This window comes from Vibrio sp. CCB-PB317, assembly GCF_022808245.1.
GTDB lineage: Bacteria > Pseudomonadota > Gammaproteobacteria > Enterobacterales > Vibrionaceae > Vibrio > Vibrio diabolicus.
This window is the reverse complement of sequence record NZ_JALGNU010000001.1, coordinates 1767983-1790957: the sequence shown is the minus strand read 5'-3', so window position 1 is coordinate 1790957 and position 22975 is coordinate 1767983. Positions and strand designations below refer to the sequence as shown.

General features: G+C 43.2%; 23 protein-coding genes. 12 read left to right on the top strand and 11 right to left on the bottom strand.

Features of this window, described 5'->3' with window-relative positions:
• Positions 1–301 precede the first annotated feature (301 nt).
• A complete protein-coding gene (locus tag MTR11_RS08235; protein WP_243327279.1) occupies positions 302–1651 on the top strand; it encodes a hypothetical protein in 1350 nt (449 codons plus the stop codon).
• A 97-nt stretch (positions 1652–1748) separates the two neighbouring features.
• Here MTR11_RS08235 and MTR11_RS08230 read toward each other — a convergent pair whose 3' ends face one another.
• From MTR11_RS08230 to MTR11_RS08195, 8 genes are all read right to left on the bottom strand, one after another.
• The gene (locus MTR11_RS08230; protein WP_243327278.1) at positions 1749–3101 is read right to left on the bottom strand and encodes a secretin N-terminal domain-containing protein; all 1353 of its coding nucleotides are present in this window, start codon (positions 3099–3101) and stop codon (positions 1749–1751) included.
• 17 nt (positions 3102–3118) lie between these two features.
• Entirely contained in the window at positions 3119–4192 is a 1074-nt protein-coding gene (locus MTR11_RS08225; RefSeq protein ID WP_243327360.1) for a zonular occludens toxin domain-containing protein, read from the bottom strand.
• The gene (locus tag MTR11_RS08220) at positions 4192–4551 is read right to left on the bottom strand and encodes a DUF5455 family protein (RefSeq protein ID WP_024701224.1); all 360 of its coding nucleotides are present in this window, start codon (positions 4549–4551) and stop codon (positions 4192–4194) included. Before MTR11_RS08220 ends, MTR11_RS08225 begins: the two co-directional genes overlap by 1 nt.
• On the bottom strand, positions 4551–6146 hold the full coding sequence (locus MTR11_RS08215) for a hypothetical protein (protein WP_243327277.1): 1596 nt from the start codon (positions 6144–6146) through the stop codon (positions 4551–4553). Before MTR11_RS08215 ends, MTR11_RS08220 begins: the two co-directional genes overlap by 1 nt.
• Positions 6147–6255: 109 nt before the next feature.
• Complete coding sequence (locus tag MTR11_RS08210) at positions 6256–6519, bottom strand: major coat protein (protein ID WP_243327276.1); 264 nt, start codon at positions 6517–6519, stop codon at positions 6256–6258.
• A gap of 270 nt (positions 6520–6789) precedes the next feature.
• A complete protein-coding gene (locus tag MTR11_RS08205; RefSeq protein WP_012841822.1) occupies positions 6790–7095 on the bottom strand; it encodes a hypothetical protein in 306 nt (101 codons plus the stop codon).
• A gap of 83 nt (positions 7096–7178) precedes the next feature.
• Positions 7179–9209, bottom strand: coding sequence for a replication endonuclease (locus MTR11_RS08200; RefSeq protein WP_243327275.1), 2031 nt, complete (start codon positions 9207–9209; stop codon positions 7179–7181).
• Positions 9209–9511 carry a hypothetical protein gene (locus tag MTR11_RS08195; RefSeq protein WP_025623637.1) on the bottom strand — a complete coding sequence of 101 codons (303 nt, stop codon included), beginning with the start codon at positions 9509–9511 and terminating at the stop codon, positions 9209–9211. The genes MTR11_RS08200 and MTR11_RS08195 overlap by 1 nt, the downstream gene beginning before the upstream one ends.
• Positions 9512–9710: 199 nt before the next feature.
• On the opposite strand from MTR11_RS08195, the gene MTR11_RS08190 reads away from it, so the two are divergent.
• On the top strand, positions 9711–10079 hold the full coding sequence (locus MTR11_RS08190) for a DUF3693 domain-containing protein (RefSeq protein ID WP_025505234.1): 369 nt from the start codon (positions 9711–9713) through the stop codon (positions 10077–10079).
• A gap of 174 nt (positions 10080–10253) precedes the next feature.
• On the opposite strand, the gene MTR11_RS08185 is transcribed toward MTR11_RS08190, so the two are convergent.
• The 3 genes from MTR11_RS08185 to MTR11_RS08175 form a co-directional block, all read right to left on the bottom strand.
• Positions 10254–11975, bottom strand: a complete 1722-nt coding sequence (locus tag MTR11_RS08185; RefSeq protein WP_048626397.1) for an ATP-binding protein — start codon at positions 11973–11975, stop codon at positions 10254–10256.
• Positions 11965–13146, bottom strand: a complete 1182-nt coding sequence (locus MTR11_RS08180) for an FIST signal transduction protein (protein WP_243327274.1) — start codon at positions 13144–13146, stop codon at positions 11965–11967. The genes MTR11_RS08185 and MTR11_RS08180 overlap by 11 nt, the downstream gene beginning before the upstream one ends.
• 113 nt (positions 13147–13259) lie before the next feature.
• Positions 13260–13616 carry a hypothetical protein gene (locus MTR11_RS08175; RefSeq protein WP_203347223.1) on the bottom strand — a complete coding sequence of 119 codons (357 nt, stop codon included), beginning with the start codon at positions 13614–13616 and terminating at the stop codon, positions 13260–13262.
• Positions 13617–13873: 257 nt separating this feature from the next.
• On the opposite strand from MTR11_RS08175, the gene ccoN reads away from it, so the two are divergent.
• The 10 genes from ccoN to uspE all read left to right on the top strand — a co-directional run bounded on the left by ccoN (position 13874) and on the right by uspE (position 22872).
• Entirely contained in the window at positions 13874–15301 is a 1428-nt protein-coding gene (ccoN, locus tag MTR11_RS08170; RefSeq protein ID WP_005396488.1) for a cytochrome-c oxidase, cbb3-type subunit I, read from the top strand.
• Positions 15302–15313: 12 nt separating this feature from the next.
• Positions 15314–15934, top strand: a complete 621-nt coding sequence (gene ccoO / locus MTR11_RS08165) for a cytochrome-c oxidase, cbb3-type subunit II (protein WP_005377475.1) — start codon at positions 15314–15316, stop codon at positions 15932–15934.
• A 9-nt stretch (positions 15935–15943) separates the two neighbouring features.
• Entirely contained in the window at positions 15944–16117 is a 174-nt protein-coding gene (locus tag MTR11_RS08160) for a cbb3-type cytochrome oxidase subunit 3 (protein ID WP_005396487.1), read from the top strand.
• Positions 16117–17091 carry a cytochrome-c oxidase, cbb3-type subunit III gene (gene ccoP / locus MTR11_RS08155; protein WP_005396485.1) on the top strand — a complete coding sequence of 325 codons (975 nt, stop codon included), beginning with the start codon at positions 16117–16119 and terminating at the stop codon, positions 17089–17091. Before MTR11_RS08160 ends, ccoP begins: the two co-directional genes overlap by 1 nt.
• Positions 17092–17196: 105 nt before the next feature.
• Positions 17197–17673 (top strand): FixH family protein, encoded by a 477-nt coding sequence (locus MTR11_RS08150; protein WP_243327273.1) that lies wholly within the window; start codon positions 17197–17199, stop codon positions 17671–17673.
• Positions 17674–17677: 4 nt separating this feature from the next.
• Positions 17678–20041, top strand: a complete 2364-nt coding sequence (locus MTR11_RS08145) for a heavy metal translocating P-type ATPase (RefSeq protein ID WP_243327272.1) — start codon at positions 17678–17680, stop codon at positions 20039–20041.
• A 15-nt stretch (positions 20042–20056) separates the two neighbouring features.
• Entirely contained in the window at positions 20057–20221 is a 165-nt protein-coding gene (gene ccoS, locus MTR11_RS08140) for a cbb3-type cytochrome oxidase assembly protein CcoS (RefSeq protein ID WP_012841826.1), read from the top strand.
• Between the two features lie 8 nt (positions 20222–20229).
• Complete coding sequence (locus MTR11_RS08135; protein ID WP_006742590.1) at positions 20230–20907, top strand: sulfite exporter TauE/SafE family protein; 678 nt, start codon at positions 20230–20232, stop codon at positions 20905–20907.
• A 90-nt stretch (positions 20908–20997) separates the two neighbouring features.
• Positions 20998–21744 (top strand): FNR family transcription factor, encoded by a 747-nt coding sequence (locus MTR11_RS08130; protein ID WP_005377497.1) that lies wholly within the window; start codon positions 20998–21000, stop codon positions 21742–21744.
• Positions 21745–21924: 180 nt separating this feature from the next.
• Positions 21925–22872 carry a universal stress protein UspE gene (gene uspE, locus MTR11_RS08125; RefSeq protein WP_243327271.1) on the top strand — a complete coding sequence of 316 codons (948 nt, stop codon included), beginning with the start codon at positions 21925–21927 and terminating at the stop codon, positions 22870–22872.
• Positions 22873–22975: the final 103 nt, after the last annotated feature.

The window sequence follows — 22975 nt, the reverse complement described above, 5'->3', positions numbered from 1 at the left end:
CTTATCGTTACTTTTCTACCGTATTGACCTTTTCTTACCTGAACCGCTTTACTTGAAACTCAATCACCTAGTGACACTGAAACGCTTACAAAGACCGTCAATATATTCGACGTATAGCTCGTTTGAAAAGCAATAAACTTGATAGCTATCAAGAGGTAGGTCACGCCAACGTATGTAACAATGCAAGAAAATGGTGCGATGCATCTATTATTCAGTTTTCTAAATACTCAATATTGAATAAATCAATGTTGAGTTATAAAGTTTGATGACATGACGCGGCTCGGATAAAAGTATAAGAATTATGTATCAAGAAATTTTTGAAAGAATGCAAACTATCACTCAATCAGGTTGGCTAAGTGTTACTGAAGGGTTGATATCTGAAAACTACTATGTTACTGACAATGGCAAATATGTTGCTGTAGGGCTCGATGGTTATTTAGGGCTTATAAAAAACAATACGCTCATCTATGAATATGATGATATAAACCTCGTTAAAAATATAAAATTAAAAGTTGAAGAGACTGACTCAGACGTAAAACTGAGTGTGATCACTGGAGGTGGAGAGCCAAAGGTGATCCATGCAAAAAATAGAGAGATAGTCAACAATCATGTTAACTACCTATTCGAAATACAAGATGTCCCGCTACTCATCTCTTTTATTTGTCCTGAAAATAAAGAATATGCCTTATTAGATATGAAAATATCTGGAGACAATGTATCTGAACTTAGAGATCTCATCATATCTATAGGTGATACGTTTAGTAATATAAAAGGAAGTGAGGAAGACATTACTAAGGAATTAAGTAAAGAGCTAGTAACGCTAAAGAACCAAAAAGAAGAGTTAGAAGAAGAATCTAAACGATTAATAGAAACTAACCAAAGGCTCCATGACACAAAAAATGTCGAAGAAAATCAACTAAAACAGACAAAACATTATGTAGAGTCAGTAAAAGTCGAGCTATCAGACTTAAATGATGAATTGGCGAAGAATCTTAATGAGGTATCCAAGCAATCCAAAGAAATAAGGGATAACGAAAAAAAGATTAATTTATTTATAAGTGAAATATCAGATAAGGAAATTATAATTCAGGATTTAGATGATAAGATTAAAAAATTCAAAGAAGAAGAGTCTATGTTTAGTGAAGACTTTTCTTCATATAAATCAGAGGTCATAAAACAAAATAAAACCTATACCAAACTCTTGTTAGTGTTTATAGCTTTAACAACAGTCATTAGTTTTGTCATCTATCAAAGCGCCTTGTCAACTGTTGATAATTACCAATTTAACTTTGACTTATGGACACATTTAGTTAGTCGTCTTCCTATTATATTTATAAATTTGTTTTTGTTAGGAGCTTTGACATCTGTAATATACTTCCTAATAAATATAATCACTGAAAACTCAAACAATATAGCTAAAACCAAACAAGTTTCTTATTTGGTGAAGGAGTGTGTTGATGCTCAGAAAAATGGTTTAGATGAGCTGGATTCAGATGCTGTATTAAAACAAAGAGTTGAGAGCAAAATGGCTCTTATCAAAAGTCTCATAACTCATAACAAAGATTGTGTTACTCAAAAAATTGACAAATCTGGTATGCAAGAAATTATAGTTGATCTTTTAAAAAAGGAATCTAGTACTAAAAATAACTAGTCGTTCCAGAATTATTAATCAATGCATTACAAATAATACATGAGTGTTTTGTAACCAAATACAAGCCGAACAGCAATTGTTCGGCTTTTAATTTTAATCAAAGTATCGTGGTTCTTATCGTTACTTTAAGTTCTTTATCTACCGTATTGGTCTTTTCTGACCGGAATAACGCACCAAGTAACGGAACATCCATCAAGACAGGTACACCGCTTACCGAGTCGCGCTGCTCTTGGGAAATCAACCCACCTAAAGAGATCGTTTGGCGGTCTTTTACCTTGACTACAGTTTGCAGTGTTCGCGTATTGGTGATGATGTCGGATGCGATAGAGGAATCCGTCACCGAGTCGGACTTTTGCATAATCTGCAACACAACGTGATCACCAATTACATGCGGTACAACCTCAAGTGACACGCCCACATCTTTACGTTCTATTTGCTGGACTCGATTACCGCCGTCTGTTACCTCAGACGAAGTTAGGAACGGCACGTTCTGACCAACCGTGATGTAACCGCGCTCCCTGTCCATAATGAACATGTTTGGTCGCGATAAGAGCTTGGTATTCTGGTTCTTAGACACGGCTTTAATCAGCGCATTAAAATCACCGCCCTCATAAAATAGCAGGTTATCAACGGCTTTCTTGATTGCGGTCGGTTGCGAAACAAAGCCAGCCTCACTCAGTGCTAAGTCCATATTTACGCCGACTTCCTGAGAATCACCGAGCTCAGTTTCGGTAATCACCGCCTCGATAAAGACTTGCTTTTGTGGTCTATCAATCCCTTTGATGAGCACATCAATGTGCTTCAATTGATTCTCAGAGCCAGTCACGATAATGCTGTTTGTGGTCGGTAGCACTTCAACCTTGTAGTTCTTAATTGCTTTGTTGTTCAGTGTTTTATTCTGAGTTGCAGCAAGCATCGAGGAAATCAAATCAACGACCTTGGTATTTCGAACATTCTCAAAGAAGTACAGCTTCACTTGAGAGGGTTCGAACGTCTCCACTTTGTTAGCGTCAGCAATGATGGTAAAAACGCCGTGGTCATGCGTAAGCTCGTAACCATGCGCACGAAGTACCGAAAGGAAAAAGGCAGGATAGTCCTCATCTTTCAAATCCGGTGCGGTAAAGCTGACCTCACCAGTTACGCCATGACCAAGCACAACCGTGTTTCCAGTATGAACCGAGAACCACGATGCAAAGTCTCCAATCGGTGTGTTCTTTGCCTCAAAAGGCGCAGAGCTTGCGGCAAAAGAAGGCGAGCTGAGCAGGGCACACGTAAGCAGTAAAGTGGTAATGCTTGATGTGGAAAAGTTGGAACAAGCCGTTGTTTGTTTCTCAACTTTACCACAGCGCATGATAAGTAATGAGCGCGCAAACAGTGAGCCTCCGGCGCAATAAAATTCTTCTTGTATTTCTGAAAGAAAAGCTGTGAGTTTTGCGATTATCCATGACATAAAGCGCACCTTTTTCCCTAGCACATGACTTTGAATGATTGACCGTTGCCACTCACCGTAATGGAGCAAGAGCCGTTAGATTGAGCCGTAAAGCCTTTTGCGTATAGTTGCGACGACGACAGACGCACATCGTCCTTAACCAGCACAAAAGACGGGGCTACGTTTGGGGGATTCATTGAAGATTCGATTCGATAGCCATCGAGCAAGTCACTCAATGACTCGCGAAGCACCGCGGCTTGAGCCGTTTCGGGTTCCGTCGACATGTTCGGCGTGCCAACTAAGGTGAACACCGCAAACGAGACGGCGACACCTGCCGCAAACACACTGAATCGAGAGTATTTGCGGAGATAGATTTTCGTAATGCGCATGATATTTCTCAACGTATACGGGACAGTGTAACGTCCGTGGGTATAGTAGGGCGGCAATACTGAATAAACGCCGTCCTCATAGTTGTTTCTAAACATCTGCTTAGTGTCGTAAGAGCTGTATAAGTCCGTGCCCCAAAGCATCCATTTGTCGACGGTGAGCGAGTTTGCGTTGTCACCATACTTCACAATGCCAACGTGCAGTTTAGGCATTTTCAACTTGAGTTGACCGAGTGTCATAACGGATACCGCTGTCGAGATGATAGGGACTTGAAGACGGTCTAAACGACGACAAAACACGGTGTGTTCAGCCAGCGCGAGACGCGCTTGTTTATCAACAATCGAAATGTCTTGAACGATGAAAATCACATCCCATCCAAGCTTTCGAATATGCAAAAGGTGATCAATTAACTTTTGTCGATTCTTGTCGTTCCATGTGCGCGAGTTAAACCACGTTCCGCACTCATCGAGCACAATCAAACCGTCTTTTTTGGTGTCATAGCTCTTGTTTGCCGAGCCAATCACCATCAAATCCTCTACCTGAGGCTTGTCCGGTAAGCGATAAAGGCGAGTGTTGCGCTTATCGCGTCCAAGCATTTCTTTCAAGTTGATATCGAGGTTTGTCGCCACAGGCACACCGCGCATAAATGCCTCGCGAATCTTACCGACCGCCGTTAGTGTTTTGCCTGAGCCGAGCTTACCCGTGACAAAGTAGACCGATGCCATTACGCCGCCCTCACAATCGCGTAGAACTTCCACTCCCACACCCAACGCAGCAGACGCGCAGAGTAAATCGCACTCACACAAGGCACGGCGTTATTAGGGATGAACATACCCGCTGCTTGTGACCACATTGGAGGAGCAACATAAGACAGACCCGTTGCAAGGGTGTAAATCGCCAAGGTGAGGGTGACGGTCAAACCGATTAGCAGCGTTAAAATGACCAAGTTAATCGTGACGTTTCGTGCTTTCGCAATGAAGAACCAACCAAATAACGTGGTCGCTATCTGAGAGATAAAGGCAACCAGAGCAGGGAGGCGCAACGCCGTCCCAATGGTACTGACAATTGGTAATAGCTGAATCATTAGTAATATCTCCCCGAACCTGGCTTGTTACTTGGTACAGGCGTGACCTCAGTCAGCAGGATTTCAACAAGCGTCTTAATCGTGTAGATGTAAATCAGAATTGAGATGATCATTTTGAGTTTCTGCGAAAACTCACAAGAGATAGAAGCGCGACCACCGCCAAGCGTGGGCAAGGATAGATTCATGCAGGGCGTTGGCTTAGGTAACACACTCAAAAACGAATCTGATATAGCATTAATATGCCCCTCAGATTCCGCCGTCAGATTCTTCTCAATTAAGTCGTTTGCCGCATCGGTCACAGTCTTTTCGTAGGAATTCATCGCACCGGACACGGCTTTATCCGCTTGAGTCAGCACATCACCGACATAATCCGAACCTAAACCATGAGGGTTTTCACAATAGTTGTTTTCCTCGGTGGGCTCACAAGGCTTGAGTTCGTCGAGCTTATCCGATAGCTCTGCAAATCCATCAGCGTTAGTGGTTTGCAAATCATCGAGCCCCTTAACCACCTCACCAACAGAGTTGGTGTTTCGGTTGACCGCCGTTGTGATGTCACCGTTAGCTTGCTGAATCAGCGCCTTAGTGTTTTCGTAAATCTTGTTGTCGTTGATTTGCTGCTTCTGAATCGCTTGGGTGTTAGTCACCATCGACGCATTGAGCGCAATGATTTGGTTTTGAATATCAGCGCTCGATTGATTGAGGTCGACGTTGAGTGCGTTAAGTGCCTTGTTCACATCCGAGTTAAGCCCTTTAATCGCGTTGACTACGCCCTTATCGGTCGATTCATCTGTGTCAGGGTCTTCAACATCTGGCACGCCCCCCGTATCTGGAGGATTAACCGTATTGGTGGAGTCGTCAGGAAGTACGCTTGGGTCTTCGATATCGCCCGTCGGGTCGTCAGGGTCGTGAATTGGATCATCGGGAATAATAGGGGTGTCAGGACCATCTTTACCCCAAAACAGCGTACCACCCTCACACTGATTACCAGTGAATTGAAACTTACCGTGACACCGAGTGTTTTGAGTGAACTCGCCAGAGTCGACATCGGTACAAAGCGTAGTGTCATTTGGAATGCGCTCTAGTTCACAACGGGTTGCGCCAAAATCGCCATAACATGCGCCCGTGACTTGCTCACCATATACATAAGCCGACCAGTGAAGTGATTGTTTATCATCAATAGATTGCTTGAACTGGCAAGCGTCCATACAGGTGCCATCGGGATTCTTCCCATAGTCACATTTAGGCTCGCAGGCTATCGTTGAGCTATTAAATCGCTCGCCAGATGGACATCTCGCTTTCTCATATATAACGTAGGTCTCGTAGTAGCCTTTATTGTTATAACAATTTGAAGCATATCGGTTGTAACCTAAATCAGTATCGTAAAGCACAACAGAACAATCACGCACACCACCGTAAAGGTTTTCACCGTAATTCTCATACAAGCACGCATGGACAGAAGAGGGGTTATTCCAAGCTCTTTTCTCATAGCATCCCATCATTCCCGAGCTTGCATACATTTCTAAAGCACTAGAGTGACAGGCTAAAAATAAGAGAGAGAAAAAAATAAGGTAACGAAAAGTGAGACTAAAATTCATCGCAACAAACCAATAAAAAAGGGAGCATGAGCCCCCTTATCCGTTGATTAGTGAGTATTGATGCCACTCACAAAGCCGTGGGGGTGGGTGTATAGAGCAACCGTTAGAATTAGGTTGCTTTGTTTGCACCTTTCTTGAATAGCTTGATACCGATGAAGCCAACCGTCATTGGCACGGCGATGCCCCATGTCGAGGTGAGCATTTCAGTGACGTAACTTGCCAGTGTGCTAAAGGCTTGTGTTGCCACTTCTGGCAGTGCTGCATTCGCAGAAGATGCCGCCATGAGAAGTGCACCACCAAATGCCGCACGTTTTGCTGTTACTACTGCGCTAGCCTTAGCCATTGCTGCGCGTACTTTGCTTTGCTTTTCCATAGTCTTATTTCCTATGTTATGGTTTATGAAGAAGTTGAAACCTCAGCCGCTTTCTTGAATCCGAGAATGTGGAAGCCAATCGAGAAGCCAAGGATAAAGGCTGTCGCGAAACAGCCGAGCATGAACTCTGATGACAGCATTTATCTTTGTCCTCCGACCATCCAACCGAGCGCAACTAGCAAGAAACAAATGCCTAAGAACACCATTAACTGAAAGTTATCGAGTCGAGCCATTAGCTCTGCAAATTGCGTCTCGGTCATGATTTAGCCCTTACTTTTCATTAAGTTGAGGTAGGGCGTAGAGGTGGAAACCGTCGATAGAGACATGTTTACCCTCATCGTTACCAAAGCTGAATTTCTTGTGTTCCACATCAAACATCATGCGATTACCCACACAACGCTTGAGCAGTTCGCCAGCCTTGCCGTTTTCCCAAAGCTCAGGAGACACGCGCACTTCAATAGTGTCTGTTGGGTTGGTCGTGATAAGACGGAGCTTGCCGTTTTGCTTTTGTTCGCCGTTACGGTCTGTTTTGGTTTCTTGCACGATGTCCGAAGCATCTAGAATTAAACCTTCCATTCTCATAGTGTTTTGCCCTTATTTTTACGTTGTTGGTTAGTTGAAAATTGAAATGACAGTTATTGACACAAGTCCAAGGGAAATTAATGCATCATGTCGGGCGGGGCTGCGCCCACCCAACACGACGCATTAATTTCCTGAGGGTCGGTTAGCAACAGCGCTTCCATTTCGTCATAGAGCGCTAGGTGTTTTTCGTATTGCTCGTAAAGGTCGTCATACATACGCTCGTATTCTTTTTCACGTTCTAGCGCGTCGAAGTAATCGACCACATTAGACATAATCCCTTGTTGAGCACGGATGAATTGCTCTTTGTTCTCGGTCTTCCAAGTACGGAAGCGAGTCGCGATAAAAATCTTATGGAACATCAAGCCATTCAAACGCGCTTGAGCCATATCGCCGTAACGAGTCGATGAGTATTCACCGCCCGAAGCAATCAGTTTTTCGATAGAGGTTGAAACGGAATATTCCGCTTTTACTGGTTGGTCTTTGCGCTTAACGAACACGCCGCCCATTGCGTAACAAAACGCTTTCCAGTCGCCCTCATCAGCAGAGCGGCGAACCTTTTCTAATAGAAAGTGTTCGTCTTGAGATAAATCTGTAAACAAAGCATCGTCCTCTTTGAATTCATCACGAAGACGACGAAGCTCACGCCATACCGTGACAGATGGACCACCAATAAATTGAAATTGACGAATTTGATTCACACGTGCCCAAGTTACGACACGTTCTGCCGCATCTGAGCCAGACAAAGACGAGCCTTTGTCAGAATCAATGTGCTGGCCGTCGATGTTTTTGCTCAGGTACTTAGCGACATAACCAACGGCTGAACCTTGCGACCAGTCGATAACTTCCGCTTTGAAACGGGCTTTCTTTGCGCCTTTTTCGTCAGGAGAGTCAGCCATAGCAAGACGACGAAACTCAGACGTCACAAATTTGCGTGCGGATTTCTCCATGAACAGCAACAAGTGGTGATGCGGTGTGCCATCTTGGTGAGGCTCAACAATACGCATCCCGTAAACCTTGATTTTGCTTTTATCAATCGACTTACGAAGATTTGCCCAAACGCCCATTAGATAAGCGTGAGCCGCTTTCGCATCAGGCTTGCCAGCCTCAAGCCATTTCGGGTTGATGTCGCCTTTAGAAACAGAGTGAAAACGAGACGGAGCTGTTACCGTGAAGAACACCGCATCGTGATTCGATTCTTGAGCGATTTCCTCAAAGCCACGCAGACGAACGAACATTTCAGCGCGGCGAATCTCAGCGTTAGAAACCGACTTAGCGGATAGCTCACTGAGTGTGAAGTAGTTAGACGGGTCAGCCTCATCGTAAGCAATCGTGTTTTCTAGCGCGATACGGTTAGACGTATTGCGATCACGTTGACGGCTTAGAGAGAAATCCGAGCAATAAACTTGCTTACGGCGTTGAACAAGCGCTAAATCACGCGCAACACATTCAACCTCGTAAGCACATTTACGGCGCAGTTGACGAACAAGCCAATGCTCATCAAGCGCGCGGTTCACCAAAGCGAAAAGCTCACAGTTGTTTTCTGCGTATTGAATTTGCTCAGGTGAGAATGCCAAGCCTAATGAATCAAGAAGCTGACACGCTTTATCAAAACGCGCTTGTGATTCTTCAAGCGGAATCGCACTTAACACGCGAGAAAAGTCACGTGATTTACGCTTGGCTAGATTGGTAATTTGCTCATCCGACATCGCGTAGCTGTAGCCGTGCTCAGTCAAACGGTCGTGAGCCTCGTTAACTGCGCGAACGGCTTCCAACGCGTTACGTGTTTTAAGGATGTCGGTGTAAGCGCGTGTCATGTGTCGAGCGAAGTCACCGTTACGGTGTAATGATTTCGGCAAGTCCAAACAAGGGTTAGAAGTAGGGCGCTCAATAAAATCTGACAGGTCGTGTGAGTAGATTGACGCACTCATTGCCGATTTCACAGCCGACGGAATGAAATCCTCAGGCGTTGTAAATCTGTGGTCGACGTACTCAAAACGATGGTCGAATAAGTTGTCAGGAATGTGCTCACATGAAGCCCAAGAATGGACAGGAACAAAATCAATCCATTCTTGTTTACCTGATGCCAAATCAATAACAAGTTCACGCATTATTGAGCCTCAAGCTCTGAGTAGAATTTACGCTTCTCATCTTTGCCAGAGCAATGTGAAACAACCAGATACTCGTAAACGGTGACGCGACCGTCAGAGGCATAGTCGCGAGCCAACTCACCACAAAACTCATGGTCTAGATAAAAAGCAAAAGTTTCGTAGTCGTCGTATGGGATTTCAAACGAGTCGTAGATAAGGGAACCAAAGAAATAAATACCCGTGGCAATAACCGAGACAAGAAACAAACTCCAAGCGCGATTCAGATATATTTCTAGTTTTTTTGTGTTGGAGACTTCTGACATAACAACCACCTTGACTAGTTGAGAGAGCGACCGCCAAAGCCAAGCGCGAAAGCGTCAAGGGCAAACGCCCAGAGCTAAGGCGGTCTGATACTGATTGAATAACCAAATTTGGTTAGTAGCGTAATCACCAAAATTGGTTAGCGCAAGACACCAAAAATGGTGATTGATAAGCTAAACTGACGGAAACGGAGGAAGCGGTATGTATCAGAACAAACTATTAGATGCCTACAAAAAGGCTCAAAGTTACGTACAAGACAAACAAATTGCAGCGGATATGAATGTGCCGCCGCAGAGAATCAGTGATTTCCGCAAAGGAAAGCGTTATATGACTGATACACAAGCAATTTTTCTTGCAGAGCAATCAGGTTTAGACCCTGAGATTGCATTGTTGGGTTGTCACGCTGATCGCAATGATAATCCGCAGATAAAAGCAGTATGGGAAGGAATTGCAAAAAAGTTTAATGGGCTTGGATTATCAGGTATTTCAATGGCTTGTGCCGGATTGGCTTTAGTGATTGCAAGTCCACAGGAATCACTATTACAGTGCGCATTATATGTGTTATGTTAAATGAGATGTGCTCGTACGCCAAATGTTGCCAATGAGCACTCCTATTCCCCTGTGGATTTGAAATTTAAGGTCTCCATCATAACCATTAAACATAATGGCTATTTACCATAAAATACTTAATATAGATCTTAATAATCTATCGATTGTTAAGATCTATATTAATGCTTTTTCTACTTACAGAAATGGCTGTATAGCTTCAAAGATATCTTGTCTTCGAACTGGTTTGGAAATGAATCCATCCATACCTGCGTCAAGGCATTTATCTCTATCACTTTCTAGCGCATGAGCGGTTAATGCGATGATTGGAGTCTTGAAGCCTTTATCTCGGAGAAGCCTTGTTGCAGTAATCCCATCCATCACTGGCATCGAGACATCCATAAGAATCAGGTCGATTAAATCCTCATTTTCCTCTAAGAACGTTAATGCTTCTGCTCCATGACTTGCGATATGAACATTATGACCAAGCTTATTTAAAATAAGCTTTATTACAAACTGATTCGACTCGGTATCTTCGACTACGAGAAGATCCATCGCTTTTATTGGTTGGTTGTTTTCTATTTTAACTGGACGATTTTGATTGCACCGAGTTAAAACGGGAATCTTAATAGTAAATGTTGAGCCGACATGCTCGTCACTTTTAACGATAATCTTGCCGCGCATCATTTCAACTAAATGCTTGGTTATTGCTAGCCCTAGTCCTGTACCACCAAAGCGTCTCGTGATGGAACGATCACCTTGATGAAATGCCGTAAATAGATGTTCTTGCTTGGCTTTAGATATACCAATTCCGGTGTCTGATATTGAAATTACAAGCTCGGAGTCTTGCTCAGATACTGAAACTTTTACTTCTCCTTCATCAGTAAACTTTATTGCATTCCCAATAAGATTAAACAGGATTTGAGATAATCGCGTAGAGTCAATCCAAAACTGTTTGTCGGTAGTTACCATGCAATTGAGTTTAAATTGAAGGCTCTTCTTCTTAGCTATTTGTTTTTGTTGAGAAATAACAAAAGTGACAGTGTCTCTTAAATTAACCCACTGCTCATTGAGTTGAAAGCGACCTGATTCAATTTTTGAGAGGTCAAGGATGTCGCTGATAATCGCGAGAAGCAACTCCGCTGAGCATTCCATTTGGCTCAGGGCATCGATTTGCTCTTCTGATAAGGTGGATTGTTTCAGAATATCGAGCATTCCAAGGACGGAATTTAGAGGGGTTCTAATTTCATGACTCATCATCGCTAAGAATTCTGACTTTGAGCGATTTGCAAGCTCTGCTTCTTCTCTTGCTTTAGCAAGCTGAGTTGTTCGCACTTCAACAATACGTTGTAACTTCTCTTTGGTTTCAATATCGATGACAGCCCTCTCAATTAAAGGCCGAAAGCGTCTTAAGGTTTCCTTATTTTCTATGCTAAAGTGCCCTTTCTTAGCACCAATAAGTAAGATGACCGTTTGTGTTACTTCTGAACGTATGCCCGTTAGGACTACCGAGTTTACATGGCTTTTTATAAAGCTGTTCAGGTTAATAAACTCCGCAAGCCTATCTGGTTCGAACAGCAGAATACATTCGCCATTCAGCGCCCTCTCAGATGCGTTACCGTGTAACCAAGATATGTTATCAAATACACTATTTGTCGATATCAACGTTTTGAAGGGGTACCTCTCATCATCACGAGTTAGAACGATAAAATCATCAAAGTTGATGTACTTCTTAAGGACATTATTTAATCCCGTAAATATCTCGTGCCGGTTTTTTGCTTCACTCATCGCGGATATCGCTGAAAGAATAGCTTTATTCTCATCGGCGAGCAGTCGCTCTCTTTGCCTAGCCTGTTTTAGTTCGACTAACGCTTCTTGCAGCGCTTCCTGTTGGTATATGTCTAAGTATTTATCTTTCATAAGGTTTATGGAATATCGCTGATGAAATCATCAGGTTTCCATGTCCATTCTCACCACCAATAAATCTACCTTGCTCACCAAAAGTAAAAGGGCAAATAAAAGGTAACTGTTCTAGTTCTTGGTTAATTTGTTCACAAACGCTATTCATGTCTTGCATTAAGTGCAACATAGGACCTGCGCAAAAGATGTTTATCACCCCAATTTTTCGAGATTCTTCTAATTTTTGATTAAAGGCTGCATTTACAACTTTAGCAGCGCGTGCAACGAGGTGTTCTCTGCTTCCTTTCATTAAAGTGAGTTCATCACCCTCTTCTATTCGTGTAAATAGCTCAATTCCTCCATCTCGCGTCTCACGAATTGGATGGGACAATTTGTAATATGGACGCTCATAGAGGTGGCCAGCGACACGCCCTAGTGGATAAGCGCTCGAGTTTGTAAATAGCAGGTTGTTTTTGCCTAGTTGGTTATCTTGATGGTTTGTCCACTTTCTATAAACATTGAGGGCTGGTTCGTCATCAATTTCTAGTAAGCACCTATCGTTAGTTTTGGTTGCAACCCCTTTGATATTGGTTGGAGTGTGCCCAGCACTAAAAGCAATATCAACAGGCTGTGAGGAGTAAAATAATGTCAGACTTAAACCTGCAGTTTGAGATCCTTGGGCGGTAATAACAGACCATTTTCCCGCGATATGATTATCAGCGGCTGAACCACCAATAATTGGGATCAGCGTACCAAACCTTTCATCTATAGATGCAATGATTGATTCCTCTTGCCCTGGAGTTGCATGAAGCAGTATTAAGTTTGGCACTTCTCCTACGCGGTTAGCGTTCTCAAGAGCCATATCTAAGGCTCTAGTTACACTGTCACCTGAATCATAGTTAGAAATACCAGTGCCATAAGCATGAGGGCCTGAGTCATAAATTGCGAGCGCCGCAACCACTGGGCCCGTATGAAACCCCTGGTCTGTCATTACTGCTTGGCATGAACTGGCGCCATGAAAAGGCACACCGGGAAAATGCTCAAGAAACGCTTCTCGAATTAACTCGAAGTCGTACTCTTCCGTGTAGTAGCACATCACGTAAGACAAGTTCTGTTGTGTCAGTTCGGACCTAAGCGTTTCTATCGCTGAGTCTTCATCTTTAATATGAGTAAAAACTGATTGGCAATGCATACGATTTTATAATTGGGTATCACTCTGCTGTTATACCATTCCAACCAATTTTCTCTAGGTAAGAAGGTGAAAATTTCATTAAGAAGTTGCGATTATCTCGTGACAGATCGTATTTATAATTGAACTACAACAATGTTTTCGCCTTTTTTAAAGGTGATTTTTTTTGATTCAGGCATTGTGTCCCATTCTATTTTCTTATGCTCTCGATCGAGATTGATAAATTCGCCAGATTGATTTGGATCAATTTTTAGAGTGCTACTTTTTATCGTTTCGAGCGAAATTCCCGTTGAGTCACGATTAATTGTGATTATTTCACCTTCAATTGTTACATCGCATCGTTCTTTTTGTGAACAGTCAATGCTAGTAACGCTCTCGTGTGTAAAGGTACGCCAGAAAAATGCGGCTATTAACACACTGAGCATGATTAAGATTTGTGCAAGTCGCGCCTTTGTTAACTTTTGTGCAGGCATAATTACTAATATCCTTGTTACAAACTTCAAACTTTTTAAATAAAAAATGATTTCCAGGGGGCCAGTAAGGTTACTACCCTGTCATTGAATTGTTAATTCAAGTATAGTGTCACGCTGAAAATGCCACTTTTTATTAAAGTCAGCAATGGAAATAAGGTGATGATAACACTTGAATTCTAGAGTTTACTTGGGTGGTGTTACGACGCAAGTCGTGTTGGAAGTAAAAGTGTAGTTAATTAGAAATTGGAAGCATGCAAATGAGCCAAGTAAAGCAGCTTGAACAAAACTACAACTATACAGTCGTTCGCCAATTTACCCTTGTGACCATTTTATGGGGCATAGTTGGTATGGCTGTTGGTGTTTTGATTGCCGCTCAATTAGTTTGGCCACAGCTAAACTTTGATACGCCGTGGTTGACGTACAGTCGCTTACGTCCACTGCATACTAATGCGGTAATTTTTGCGTTTGGTACCAGTGCTCTGTTCGCAACGTCTTATTATGTTGTACAGCGCACATGTCAAACACGTCTTTTTGGTGGCCCACTCGTTGCCTTCACCTTTTGGGGTTGGCAAGCAATCATCCTGGCAGCAGCCATTACTTTGCCTCTCGGTTTAACATCGGGTAAAGAGTATGCTGAGCTAGAATGGCCTATTGATATCGCAATTGCGCTAGTATGGGTATCATATGCGGTGGTGTTCTTCGGCACACTGGTGAAACGAAACACGTCACACATATATGTGGCAAACTGGTTCTTCGGTGCCTTTATTATCACAGTAGCAGTACTTCACATCGTGAACAGCATGGCTATTCCTGTGTCACTCGGTAAATCTTACTCGATTTACTCGGGCGCAGTGGATGCGATGGTTCAGTGGTGGTATGGACACAATGCGGTAGGTTTCCTACTGACCGCTGGTTTCCTAGGTATGATGTACTACTTCGTTCCTAAACAAGCTGAACGTCCTGTTTATTCTTACCGTCTATCTATCGTTCACTTCTGGGCACTTATTTCTCTATATATTTGGGCAGGCCCTCACCACCTTCATTATACAGCGCTACCAGACTGGACTCAGTCTCTAGGTATGGTTATGTCGCTGGTTCTATTTGCTCCTTCTTGGGGTGGTATGATCAACGGTATTATGACGTTATCTGGTGCATGGCATAAGCTTCGTTATGACCCTATCCTACGTTTCCTAATCGTTTCACTGTCGTTCTACGGTATGTCTACCTTTGAAGGCCCGATGATGTCGATTAAGACGGTTAACGCACTTTCTCACTACACAGACTGGACCATTGGTCACGTTCACTCTGGTGCGTTAGGTTGGGTTGCGATGGTTTCTATCGGCTCTGTATATCACTTGGTACCCCGCCTATTTGGCCAAGAGCGTATGTACTCTGTTGGTCTAGTTAATGTGCATTTCTGGCTAGCAACAATCGGTACCGTTCTTTACATCGTTGCGATGTGGATCTCTGGTGTAATGCAAGGTCTTATGTGGCGCGCGGTTAACTCTGACGGTACGCTAACTTACAGCTTTGTTGAGTCTGTAGAAGCGTCTTATCCGTTCTACTTTGTACGTTTCCTAGGCGGATTTATCTTCCTATCTGGTATGTTCCTAATGGCATACAACACGTACAAAACGGTAAGTGCACCTAAAGAAAGCCTAAAAGCTATCCCACATCCGGCATAAGGAGATTTAAGAATGAGTAATAATTCTAATAATCGCCATGAAATCTTAGAACGTAATGTCGGTTTGTTGGCTATTTTTATCGTGTTTGCTATCAGTTGGGGTGCTCTTGTAGAGATCACTCCTCTGATTTTCCAAAAGCAAACGACTGAACCTGTAGAAAATCTGCGCGCTTACACTCCTTTGGAGATGGAAGGCCGTGATATCTACATCCGTGAAGGTTGTAACGTTTGTCACAGCCAGATGGTTCGTCCTTTCCGCTCAGAGACTGAACGTTACGGTCACTACTCTGTTGCTGGTGAGAGTGTTTGGGAACACCCATTCCTTTGGGGCTCTAAGCGTACAGGCCCGGATTTAGCTCGTGTTGGTGGTCGTTATTCTGACGAATGGCACCGTGTTCACCTGTTAGATCCTCGTGAGCTTGTACCTGAGTCAAACATGCCAGGTTTCCCGTGGCTAGCTGAAAACGTTTTAGACGGTAAGCTAACTCAGAAGAAACTTGAGCTATTTCGTGATCAGTTCGGCGTTCCATACACTGATGAAGAGATCGCGAATTCGGCTAAAGAAGTAGAAGGTAAAACAGAGATGGATGCAATCATCGCTTACCTTCAGTCTCTTGGTCATGCAATGAAGTAAGGGGATCATATGGATTTCGGTACAATTCATAGTATTTATACCGTTGTACTCTTCGCTAGTTTTATTGGCATCGTATGGTGGGCATTTAGTAAAAAGCGTAAAGCACGCTTTGAAGAAGATGCCAACTTGGTGTTTGCTGACGAAGAACAAACGACCCCAAATAACCAAGGAGTGAAGAAGTAATGACTACATTCTGGAGTCTCTGGATTATCGTGATTACTGTCGGTACGCTGGTAGGCTGTGCGATTCTCCTAACTTGGTGCGCTAAAGATAAAATGGGCGTCGAGGAAGGGGAAGACATGGGCCACGAGTACGATGGTATTCGCGAGCTAAACAACCCTCTACCAAAGTGGTGGACTTATCTGTTTGTAAGTACATTTGTGTTTGCAGCAGTTTACCTTGCCCTATTCCCAGGTCTAGGTAGCTTCAAGGGCTTTTTAAACTGGCAGAGTTCTGCTCAAACAGTACGTTCACTGGAAGAGTCAAAAGAAGCCATCGCTAAAGCACAAGAGAACAAGCAACTAAACCAATACGCAAAAGAACTGGATGACGCAGATGCATACTTCGGCGAAGCATTCCGTAAACTCGCGCACAATGACAGTGGTCTACGCCCAATTCCTGAAATTGCGCAAGATCCTGAAGCATTAAAAGTTGGCCAACGTTTGTTTTTGCAAAACTGTTCTCAATGTCACGGCTCTGATGCTCGTGGTCAGAAAGGTTTCCCTAACCTAACTGATGATGCATGGCTATACGGCGGTGAACCAGCTGCAATCGTAACAACCATCATGCATGGCCGTATTGGTCAAATGCCAGCATGGAAAGATGCACTTGGTGAGCAAGGTGTGCAAGAAGTTGTAAGCTACACACTTAGCCTATCTGGTCGTAAAGTGAATGCTCGTGAAGCAGCGGCAGGTAAAGCACGTTTCGTCGTGTGTGCAGCTTGTCACGGTACTGATGGTAAGGGTAACCCTGCAGTCGGTGCACCTGATCTTACAGACCAAGATTGGCTATTTGGCGACTCTCGTGCAGCTGTAACCGAAACCGTAATGAACGGCCGCTCAGGTGTAATGCCCGCGTGGAAAGACATTTTGGGTGAAGATAAAGTTCAGCTCGTTGCCTCTTATGTCTGGAGCTTAAGTAACTCAGAGAGTAAGTAACTGAGATATTAAGTAACATAGCAATAACAGCCCCTTTCATAGGGGCTGTCTTTCCTTTAAATTTAACGCCTTACATTTTTTCATTTAGCTGTTGAGAACTTTTTTATGGTAAAGCCTTGGTATAAACAATTTTGGCCGTGGTTCCTAATCATCCTTCCTCTTACTGTCGTAGTTTGGACTGTGATTACTGTGGTCGTTTTCTCGAACAACTCTGTTTCTTTAGTCGCCGAGGATTACTATAAAAAAGGCAAAGGCATTAACATCGACATTAGTAAAATGAATGTCGCTCGTGACCTAGGTCTTAACGCTGAGATTTCCTCTAAAAATAACAATGTTGTGATTGTTTTCGCTAAAGGGAAGCTATCTCATTACCCTGCTCTAACGGCAACTTTCACTCATCGTACTCTTCCTGATCGTGACTTTACAAAGCTCGTAACGGCGGATGCATCTGGTAATTACCGCCTAACGGCAGAAGAATCTATTCAAGGTCCTTGGTTTATCGAACTACAACCACATGACCAACAATGGATGATCCAAGGTAAAGTTGAATTTCCTGCCTCGTCAACACCGTTAATGAAGTAAGCATATGTGTGAATCCTGTTATCACTGTGGTGAAGATGTACCAGCCAACACGGATTTTAAAGTTGATATACTCGGTGAATCCCGCAAGATGTGTTGTCCTGGCTGCGAGACGGTTGCTCAAACCATCGTAGACAGCGGCTTAGTATCCTACTATCAATATAGAACTGCGCCTGCGGAAAAAGCAGATTTAGTACCAGAGCAACTCCAAGCTTTAATTCATTATGATAATGAAGATGTACAATCAGAATTTGTGCGAAATCGTGAAAATGTCTCTGAAGTAACTCTTTCTTTAGAAGGCGTTTCATGTGCAGCTTGTGCGTGGTTAATCGAAAAGCAAGTCTCTAATACGGCTGGGTTAGTGTCTATCCGCGTGAATACAACCACTAACCGCGCATTACTAGCCTGGGACAAAACTCAGGTGCGATTAAGTGAGCTCCTATCTGTCATTCATAAATTGGGTTATAAAGCCGCACCATTTGAAGCTGATAAGCAAGAAGCCTCTTATCATCGAATGATGAAGCAATACTTATACAGATTAGGTATTGCTGGTTTAGCTACCATGCAAGTTATGATGCTAGCCGTCGCATTGTACCTAGAAGTTTTTGGTGACCTAGAACCGGAGTTTAAAAATTACTTTCGTTGGGTAAGTTTGATCTTTGCTACGCCAGTCCTACTCTACTCTGCTCTTCCGTTTTACTTAAATGCGTGGCGAAGCATCAAAGGCCGAACCCTCGGTATGGATGTGCCTGTCTCGATTGCACTTATTTTTGCCTATGTAGCCAGCTTAATAGCAACCGTTACAGAACAGGGCGAAGTCTTCTTCGAATCGATTTCAATGTTCACTTTCTTCCTATTGGTTGGACGATTTTTAGAGATGCGAGCGCGTCGCAAAGCTGCAGCGGCGAGTGGTAACCTATTAAAGTTGATCCCAGCGATCGCCACGACGCTGGGTGGCGAGCAAATACCAGTGAAAACTCTAAAAGTTGGTGATCGTATTCGCGTCCTTCCTGGTGAGCATATCCCAGCTGACGGCAAAGTTATTTCGGGTCGTATTCATATTGATGAATCCATGCTAACGGGTGAATCCGTACATGTAGTGAAACGAGAAGGCGATGCGGTTTATGCAGGAACACTAAACGGTGATGAGTCATTTGAGCTAGAGGTCATGAGTTGCAAAGCCGACTCAATGATTTCCAATATAGTGCGCTTACAAGATGAAGCTCAACACTCCAAACCTAAAATCGCAGAAATTGCAGACGTTGTTGCTCGTTACTTTGTTGGAGCAATTCTTATTATTTCTGCTGGTACTTGGTTTTACTGGCATCAAACAAAACCAGATGATGCGTTTTGGATCATGCTATCCGTATTGGTAGCCACCTGTCCATGTGCCCTATCTCTTGCGACTCCAACTGCTCTAACTTGTGCTACCTCTCGTATGGGAAACTTTGGCATTTTGCTTCGTAAAGGTCATGTGTTCGAGACGCTATGTAAGATCAACCACTTAGTTGTAGATAAAACAGGTACTCTGACGAAAGGCGATATTGAGATCTGTGATACAAAAGTGTTGAGTGATCTTCCAAAAGAAGATTGTCTCTCTCTAGCCGCAGCATTAGAAGCTCATGCAAACCATCCTATCGCTCGCTCTTTTGCAAGTTACGCCAATGACGACTTTGTTGTGTATGAAGTGCAAAACGTGATTGGTTCAGGGATTGAGGGGATCTGGAATGGCAAAATCGTTAAGATAGGCAGTGCGTTTTTTGTTCAAGGCAAGGAAAGCGATGAAAGCCATGCGGTCTATCTTTCAGTTGATGGCGAGCATGTCGCTAGCTTTTACTACCGCGACCCTATCCGAAAAGAAAGCAAAGCCTTTGTTCAACGTTTTGCTGACGCTGGAATTAAGACAACGCTGCTAACAGGTGACTCTCTCTCAAACGCTCGACCTGTAGCGAATGAAATTGGTATCGATCATGTCGTTGCGTCAGCAAAACCAGAAGACAAACTCGCGTATCTTAAGAGTCTTGATGAAGACAGTATCACTATGATGGTTGGCGATGGCATCAATGACGCACCTACTCTCGCCAGAGCTCATCTTTCAGTTGCAATGGGCGGTGGTACAGATGTCGCTAAAGCTTCTGCTGATATGACGTTACTTGGGGATAATCTCGAAAAGCTACTAGAGGCACGTTTGCTTGCACTGCGTACAAGAAAGATTATTCGAGAAAACTTGGCTTGGTCTTTGGGTTACAACCTGTTAATTTTGCCTTTAGCTGTCGCTGGTTTAGTGGCTCCCTACATTGCAGTAGTTGGCATGTCTGCAAGCTCAATTATCGTTGTATCTAACTCTTTGCGCCTGCTCAAAGAGAAATAAGTAGAGAAAGCAAACATGGAAAGTCTTTATATATTGATTCCCATCGCTATCGTTCTCGTTTGTGTTGCTGTTGCCGTTTTTCTTTGGGCAGTAAGAAGTGATCAGTTTGAAGATCTAGAACGACAAGGACATAACATTCTTCTTGATGAAGAAGACAAATCTAATAGTGATAAAAAATAGCAACCTTTATGACTCCTGACTTTATTGGTGCTTTGATGATCGGCCTCGTCGGGGCCGGTCATTGCATGGGAATGTGTGGTGGTATCGCGTCTCTGCTTACCATGGGCTCTTCTACAAGTAAAAGCTCCCCCCTTATTCCACTCTTCTACAACCTAGGGCGATTGAGCAGCTATGCCGTAATCGGTGCATTAGTAGGCGGAGCAATATCAGGTTTATCTGAGCTAAGTGGATTAACGCATTCTCTTGCTTGGTTAAGGCTGATTGCCGCACTGTTCATGATTCTGGTTGCGCTTTATATTGCTAGATGGTGGCAAGGTTTACTGTTAATAGAAAAGTTAGGACAGCACATTTGGCGCTTTATCTCACCTGCTGGTAAGCGTTTGTTGCCATTAAAGCACCCTCTTCATGCTTTACCATTTGGCTTCATTTGGGGCTGGTTACCATGCGGCTTGGTTTATTCTGCGCTAACTTGGTCGGCGGTTTCAGGCAGCGCAATAAACGGTGGTCTTATTATGCTCGCGTTTGGCCTCGGAACACTTCCGGCAATGCTGATTATTGGATATGGTGCCAACCATTTTCAGAAATTACAAAAATCGTTAATATTTAGAAATATTTCAGCATTAATCCTTATTGGGTATGGTTCGTACACTGCTGTAGGAGCCATGGAGTTGCTCGGTTTCATATAACGTTAAACTCTATTGAGGTGACATTTTTGCTACCCTTTAGGATTAAGCGATGCTAAAATATTGATGTATATCAAATAGTGAAAGGTTGTTATGATTTCTGAAAAACCTGCAACAAAGCGTATCCAATCAGGCGGTTGCGCCATTCATTGCCAAGATTGTAGCATTAGTCAGCTGTGTATCCCGTTCACTCTGAATGAGGCAGAACTTGATCAGCTTGACCAAATCATCGAACGTAAGAAGCCTATCCAAAAAGGACAAGAGCTTTTTAAGGCTGGTGACGAGCTAAAATCTCTGTACGCTATCCGCTCTGGTACCATCAAGAGCTATACGATCACAGAGCAAGGTGATGAGCAAATCACAGCGTTTCACTTGGCCGGAGACCTAGTTGGTTTCGATGCCATTACAGGTGACTCCCACCCTAGCTTTGCTCAAGCGCTTGAAACGTCGATGGTATGTGAAATCCCATACGAAATTTTAGACGACCTATCAGGTAAAATGCCTAAGCTTCGCCAGCAAATTATGCGTTTGATGAGTAACGAAATTAAAGGTGATCAGGAAATGATTTTGCTTCTTTCTAAAAAGAATGCAGAAGAACGTCTAGCGGCTTTCCTATACAACCTATCAACTCGTTTTTCTCAACGTGGCTTCAGCCCTAGAGAGTTTCGTTTAACGATGACTCGTGGTGATATTGGTAACTATCTTGGTCTTACAGTGGAAACAATCAGTCGCTTGTTGGGTCGTTTCCAGAAATCCGAGATCCTAAGTGTAAAAGGTAAATATATCACTATCTTAGACCACGATGCATTGATGGAACTTGCTGGTGTAACTAAAGAATAATACACCCCAATTATTGATGTAGCTCGAAAATGAGCTACATCATGTTTCTCATAAATTCCTTTCGAAAGTCCTCAAAAAGTTACCCAAACTAAGCTACAGTAAAAATGTACGGTGAGTACTCCAAAATACTGATTTAATTTATATTCAGTATCTGGTTTTGCAATAGAAGTGGGCTTAGTTATGAGTATATACAGTAAGATCCTTGTTGTAGCTGACATCAATAATGATGAGCAGCCCGCACTTGCAAGAGCTGTTCAATTAGCTCAAAAAAGTGTATCTAGAAGCCGAATCACTTTCTTTTTATCCATTTACGATTTCTCTTATGACATGACGTCAATGCTATCAGTGGATGAAAGAGATGCTATGCGTCGAGGTGTTATCCATCAACGTGAGCAGTGGATGCGTAAAATTGCTCAACCTTATCTAAACGATGGCTTCGACTTTGATGTATGTGTCGTCTGGCACAACCGTCCTTACGAAGCAATTATCGCTGAGGTCTATGCAGGCAGCCATGACCTAGTCATTAAAGGCACACGTAAGCACGACGTGTTAGAATCTGTGATTTTCACTCCGACCGATTGGCACTTGTTACGTAAATGCCCTATCCCAGTACTTCTGATTAAAAATGCAGATTGGCCAGAACAAGCAAGCATTCTTGCCTCGGTGCACGTAGGCTCTGAAAATCCAACTCATATTGATCTCAACGATGCCATGGTCGAGCGACTAAAAGAAGTCACCACCCGACTGGATGCCAAACCATACCTTGTTAATGCGTATCCCGTTACACCGGCGAACATTACCATTGAACTTCCTGAGTTTGATCCAACGACTTATACCGATGCCGTTCGAGGTCATCACTTAACTGCGATGAAAGCATTACGCCAAAAACACAGCCTTGATGAAGAGCAAACGATTGTTGAGCAAGGCTTACCTGAAGATGTCATTCCAGCAGCAGCAGAGCGCTTGAATGCTGCAATGGTTATTTTAGGCACCACAGGGCGAACCGGGCTTTCTGCTGTCTTTATTGGTAATACAGCTGAGCACGTGATCGATAAAATAAATTGCGATGTATTGGCTCTAAAACCAAAAGGCTACATTAGTCCTCTTGATCCAAACACAGCAACCTAATCTCTCTTTATGAGCGCTTTCAAACAGACGCTAATAAATCCCCCTAATAAAGGGGGATTTTTGTTTGGGGACAGTTAAAGCGTTGAATACAAAAAAGGAGGTC

Excerpts from the sequence above, each read along its gene's own strand:
- MTR11_RS08145 (WP_243327272.1), top strand. The coding sequence starts at position 17,678 with ATGTGTGAATCCTGTTATCACTGTGGTGAAGATGTACCAGCCAACACG.
- MTR11_RS08180 (WP_243327274.1), bottom strand. The coding sequence starts at position 13,146 with ATGCATTGCCAATCAGTTTTTACTCATATTAAAGATGAAGACTCAGCG.
- ccoS (WP_012841826.1), top strand. The coding sequence starts at position 20,057 with ATGGAAAGTCTTTATATATTGATTCCCATCGCTATCGTTCTCGTTTGT.
- MTR11_RS08160 (WP_005396487.1), top strand. The coding sequence starts at position 15,944 with ATGGATTTCGGTACAATTCATAGTATTTATACCGTTGTACTCTTCGCT.
- MTR11_RS08205 (WP_012841822.1), bottom strand. The coding sequence starts at position 7,095 with ATGGAAGGTTTAATTCTAGATGCTTCGGACATCGTGCAAGAAACCAAA.
- MTR11_RS08150 (WP_243327273.1), top strand. The coding sequence starts at position 17,197 with ATGGTAAAGCCTTGGTATAAACAATTTTGGCCGTGGTTCCTAATCATC.
- MTR11_RS08130 (WP_005377497.1), top strand. The coding sequence starts at position 20,998 with ATGATTTCTGAAAAACCTGCAACAAAGCGTATCCAATCAGGCGGTTGC.
- MTR11_RS08195 (WP_025623637.1), bottom strand. The coding sequence starts at position 9,511 with ATGTCAGAAGTCTCCAACACAAAAAAACTAGAAATATATCTGAATCGC.
- ccoO (WP_005377475.1), top strand. The coding sequence starts at position 15,314 with ATGAGTAATAATTCTAATAATCGCCATGAAATCTTAGAACGTAATGTC.
- uspE (WP_243327271.1), top strand. The coding sequence starts at position 21,925 with ATGAGTATATACAGTAAGATCCTTGTTGTAGCTGACATCAATAATGAT.
- MTR11_RS08225 (WP_243327360.1), bottom strand. The coding sequence starts at position 4,192 with ATGGCATCGGTCTACTTTGTCACGGGTAAGCTCGGCTCAGGCAAAACA.
- ccoN (WP_005396488.1), top strand. The coding sequence starts at position 13,874 with ATGAGCCAAGTAAAGCAGCTTGAACAAAACTACAACTATACAGTCGTT.
- MTR11_RS08220 (WP_024701224.1), bottom strand. The coding sequence starts at position 4,551 with ATGATTCAGCTATTACCAATTGTCAGTACCATTGGGACGGCGTTGCGC.
- MTR11_RS08210 (WP_243327276.1), bottom strand. The coding sequence starts at position 6,519 with ATGGAAAAGCAAAGCAAAGTACGCGCAGCAATGGCTAAGGCTAGCGCA.
- MTR11_RS08185 (WP_048626397.1), bottom strand. The coding sequence starts at position 11,975 with ATGAAAGATAAATACTTAGACATATACCAACAGGAAGCGCTGCAAGAA.
- MTR11_RS08190 (WP_025505234.1), top strand. The coding sequence starts at position 9,711 with ATGTATCAGAACAAACTATTAGATGCCTACAAAAAGGCTCAAAGTTAC.
- MTR11_RS08235 (WP_243327279.1), top strand. The coding sequence starts at position 302 with ATGTATCAAGAAATTTTTGAAAGAATGCAAACTATCACTCAATCAGGT.
- MTR11_RS08175 (WP_203347223.1), bottom strand. The coding sequence starts at position 13,616 with ATGCCTGCACAAAAGTTAACAAAGGCGCGACTTGCACAAATCTTAATC.
- MTR11_RS08135 (WP_006742590.1), top strand. The coding sequence starts at position 20,230 with ATGACTCCTGACTTTATTGGTGCTTTGATGATCGGCCTCGTCGGGGCC.
- MTR11_RS08200 (WP_243327275.1), bottom strand. The coding sequence starts at position 9,209 with ATGCGTGAACTTGTTATTGATTTGGCATCAGGTAAACAAGAATGGATT.
- MTR11_RS08215 (WP_243327277.1), bottom strand. The coding sequence starts at position 6,146 with ATGAATTTTAGTCTCACTTTTCGTTACCTTATTTTTTTCTCTCTCTTA.
- ccoP (WP_005396485.1), top strand. The coding sequence starts at position 16,117 with ATGACTACATTCTGGAGTCTCTGGATTATCGTGATTACTGTCGGTACG.
- MTR11_RS08230 (WP_243327278.1), bottom strand. The coding sequence starts at position 3,101 with ATGTCATGGATAATCGCAAAACTCACAGCTTTTCTTTCAGAAATACAA.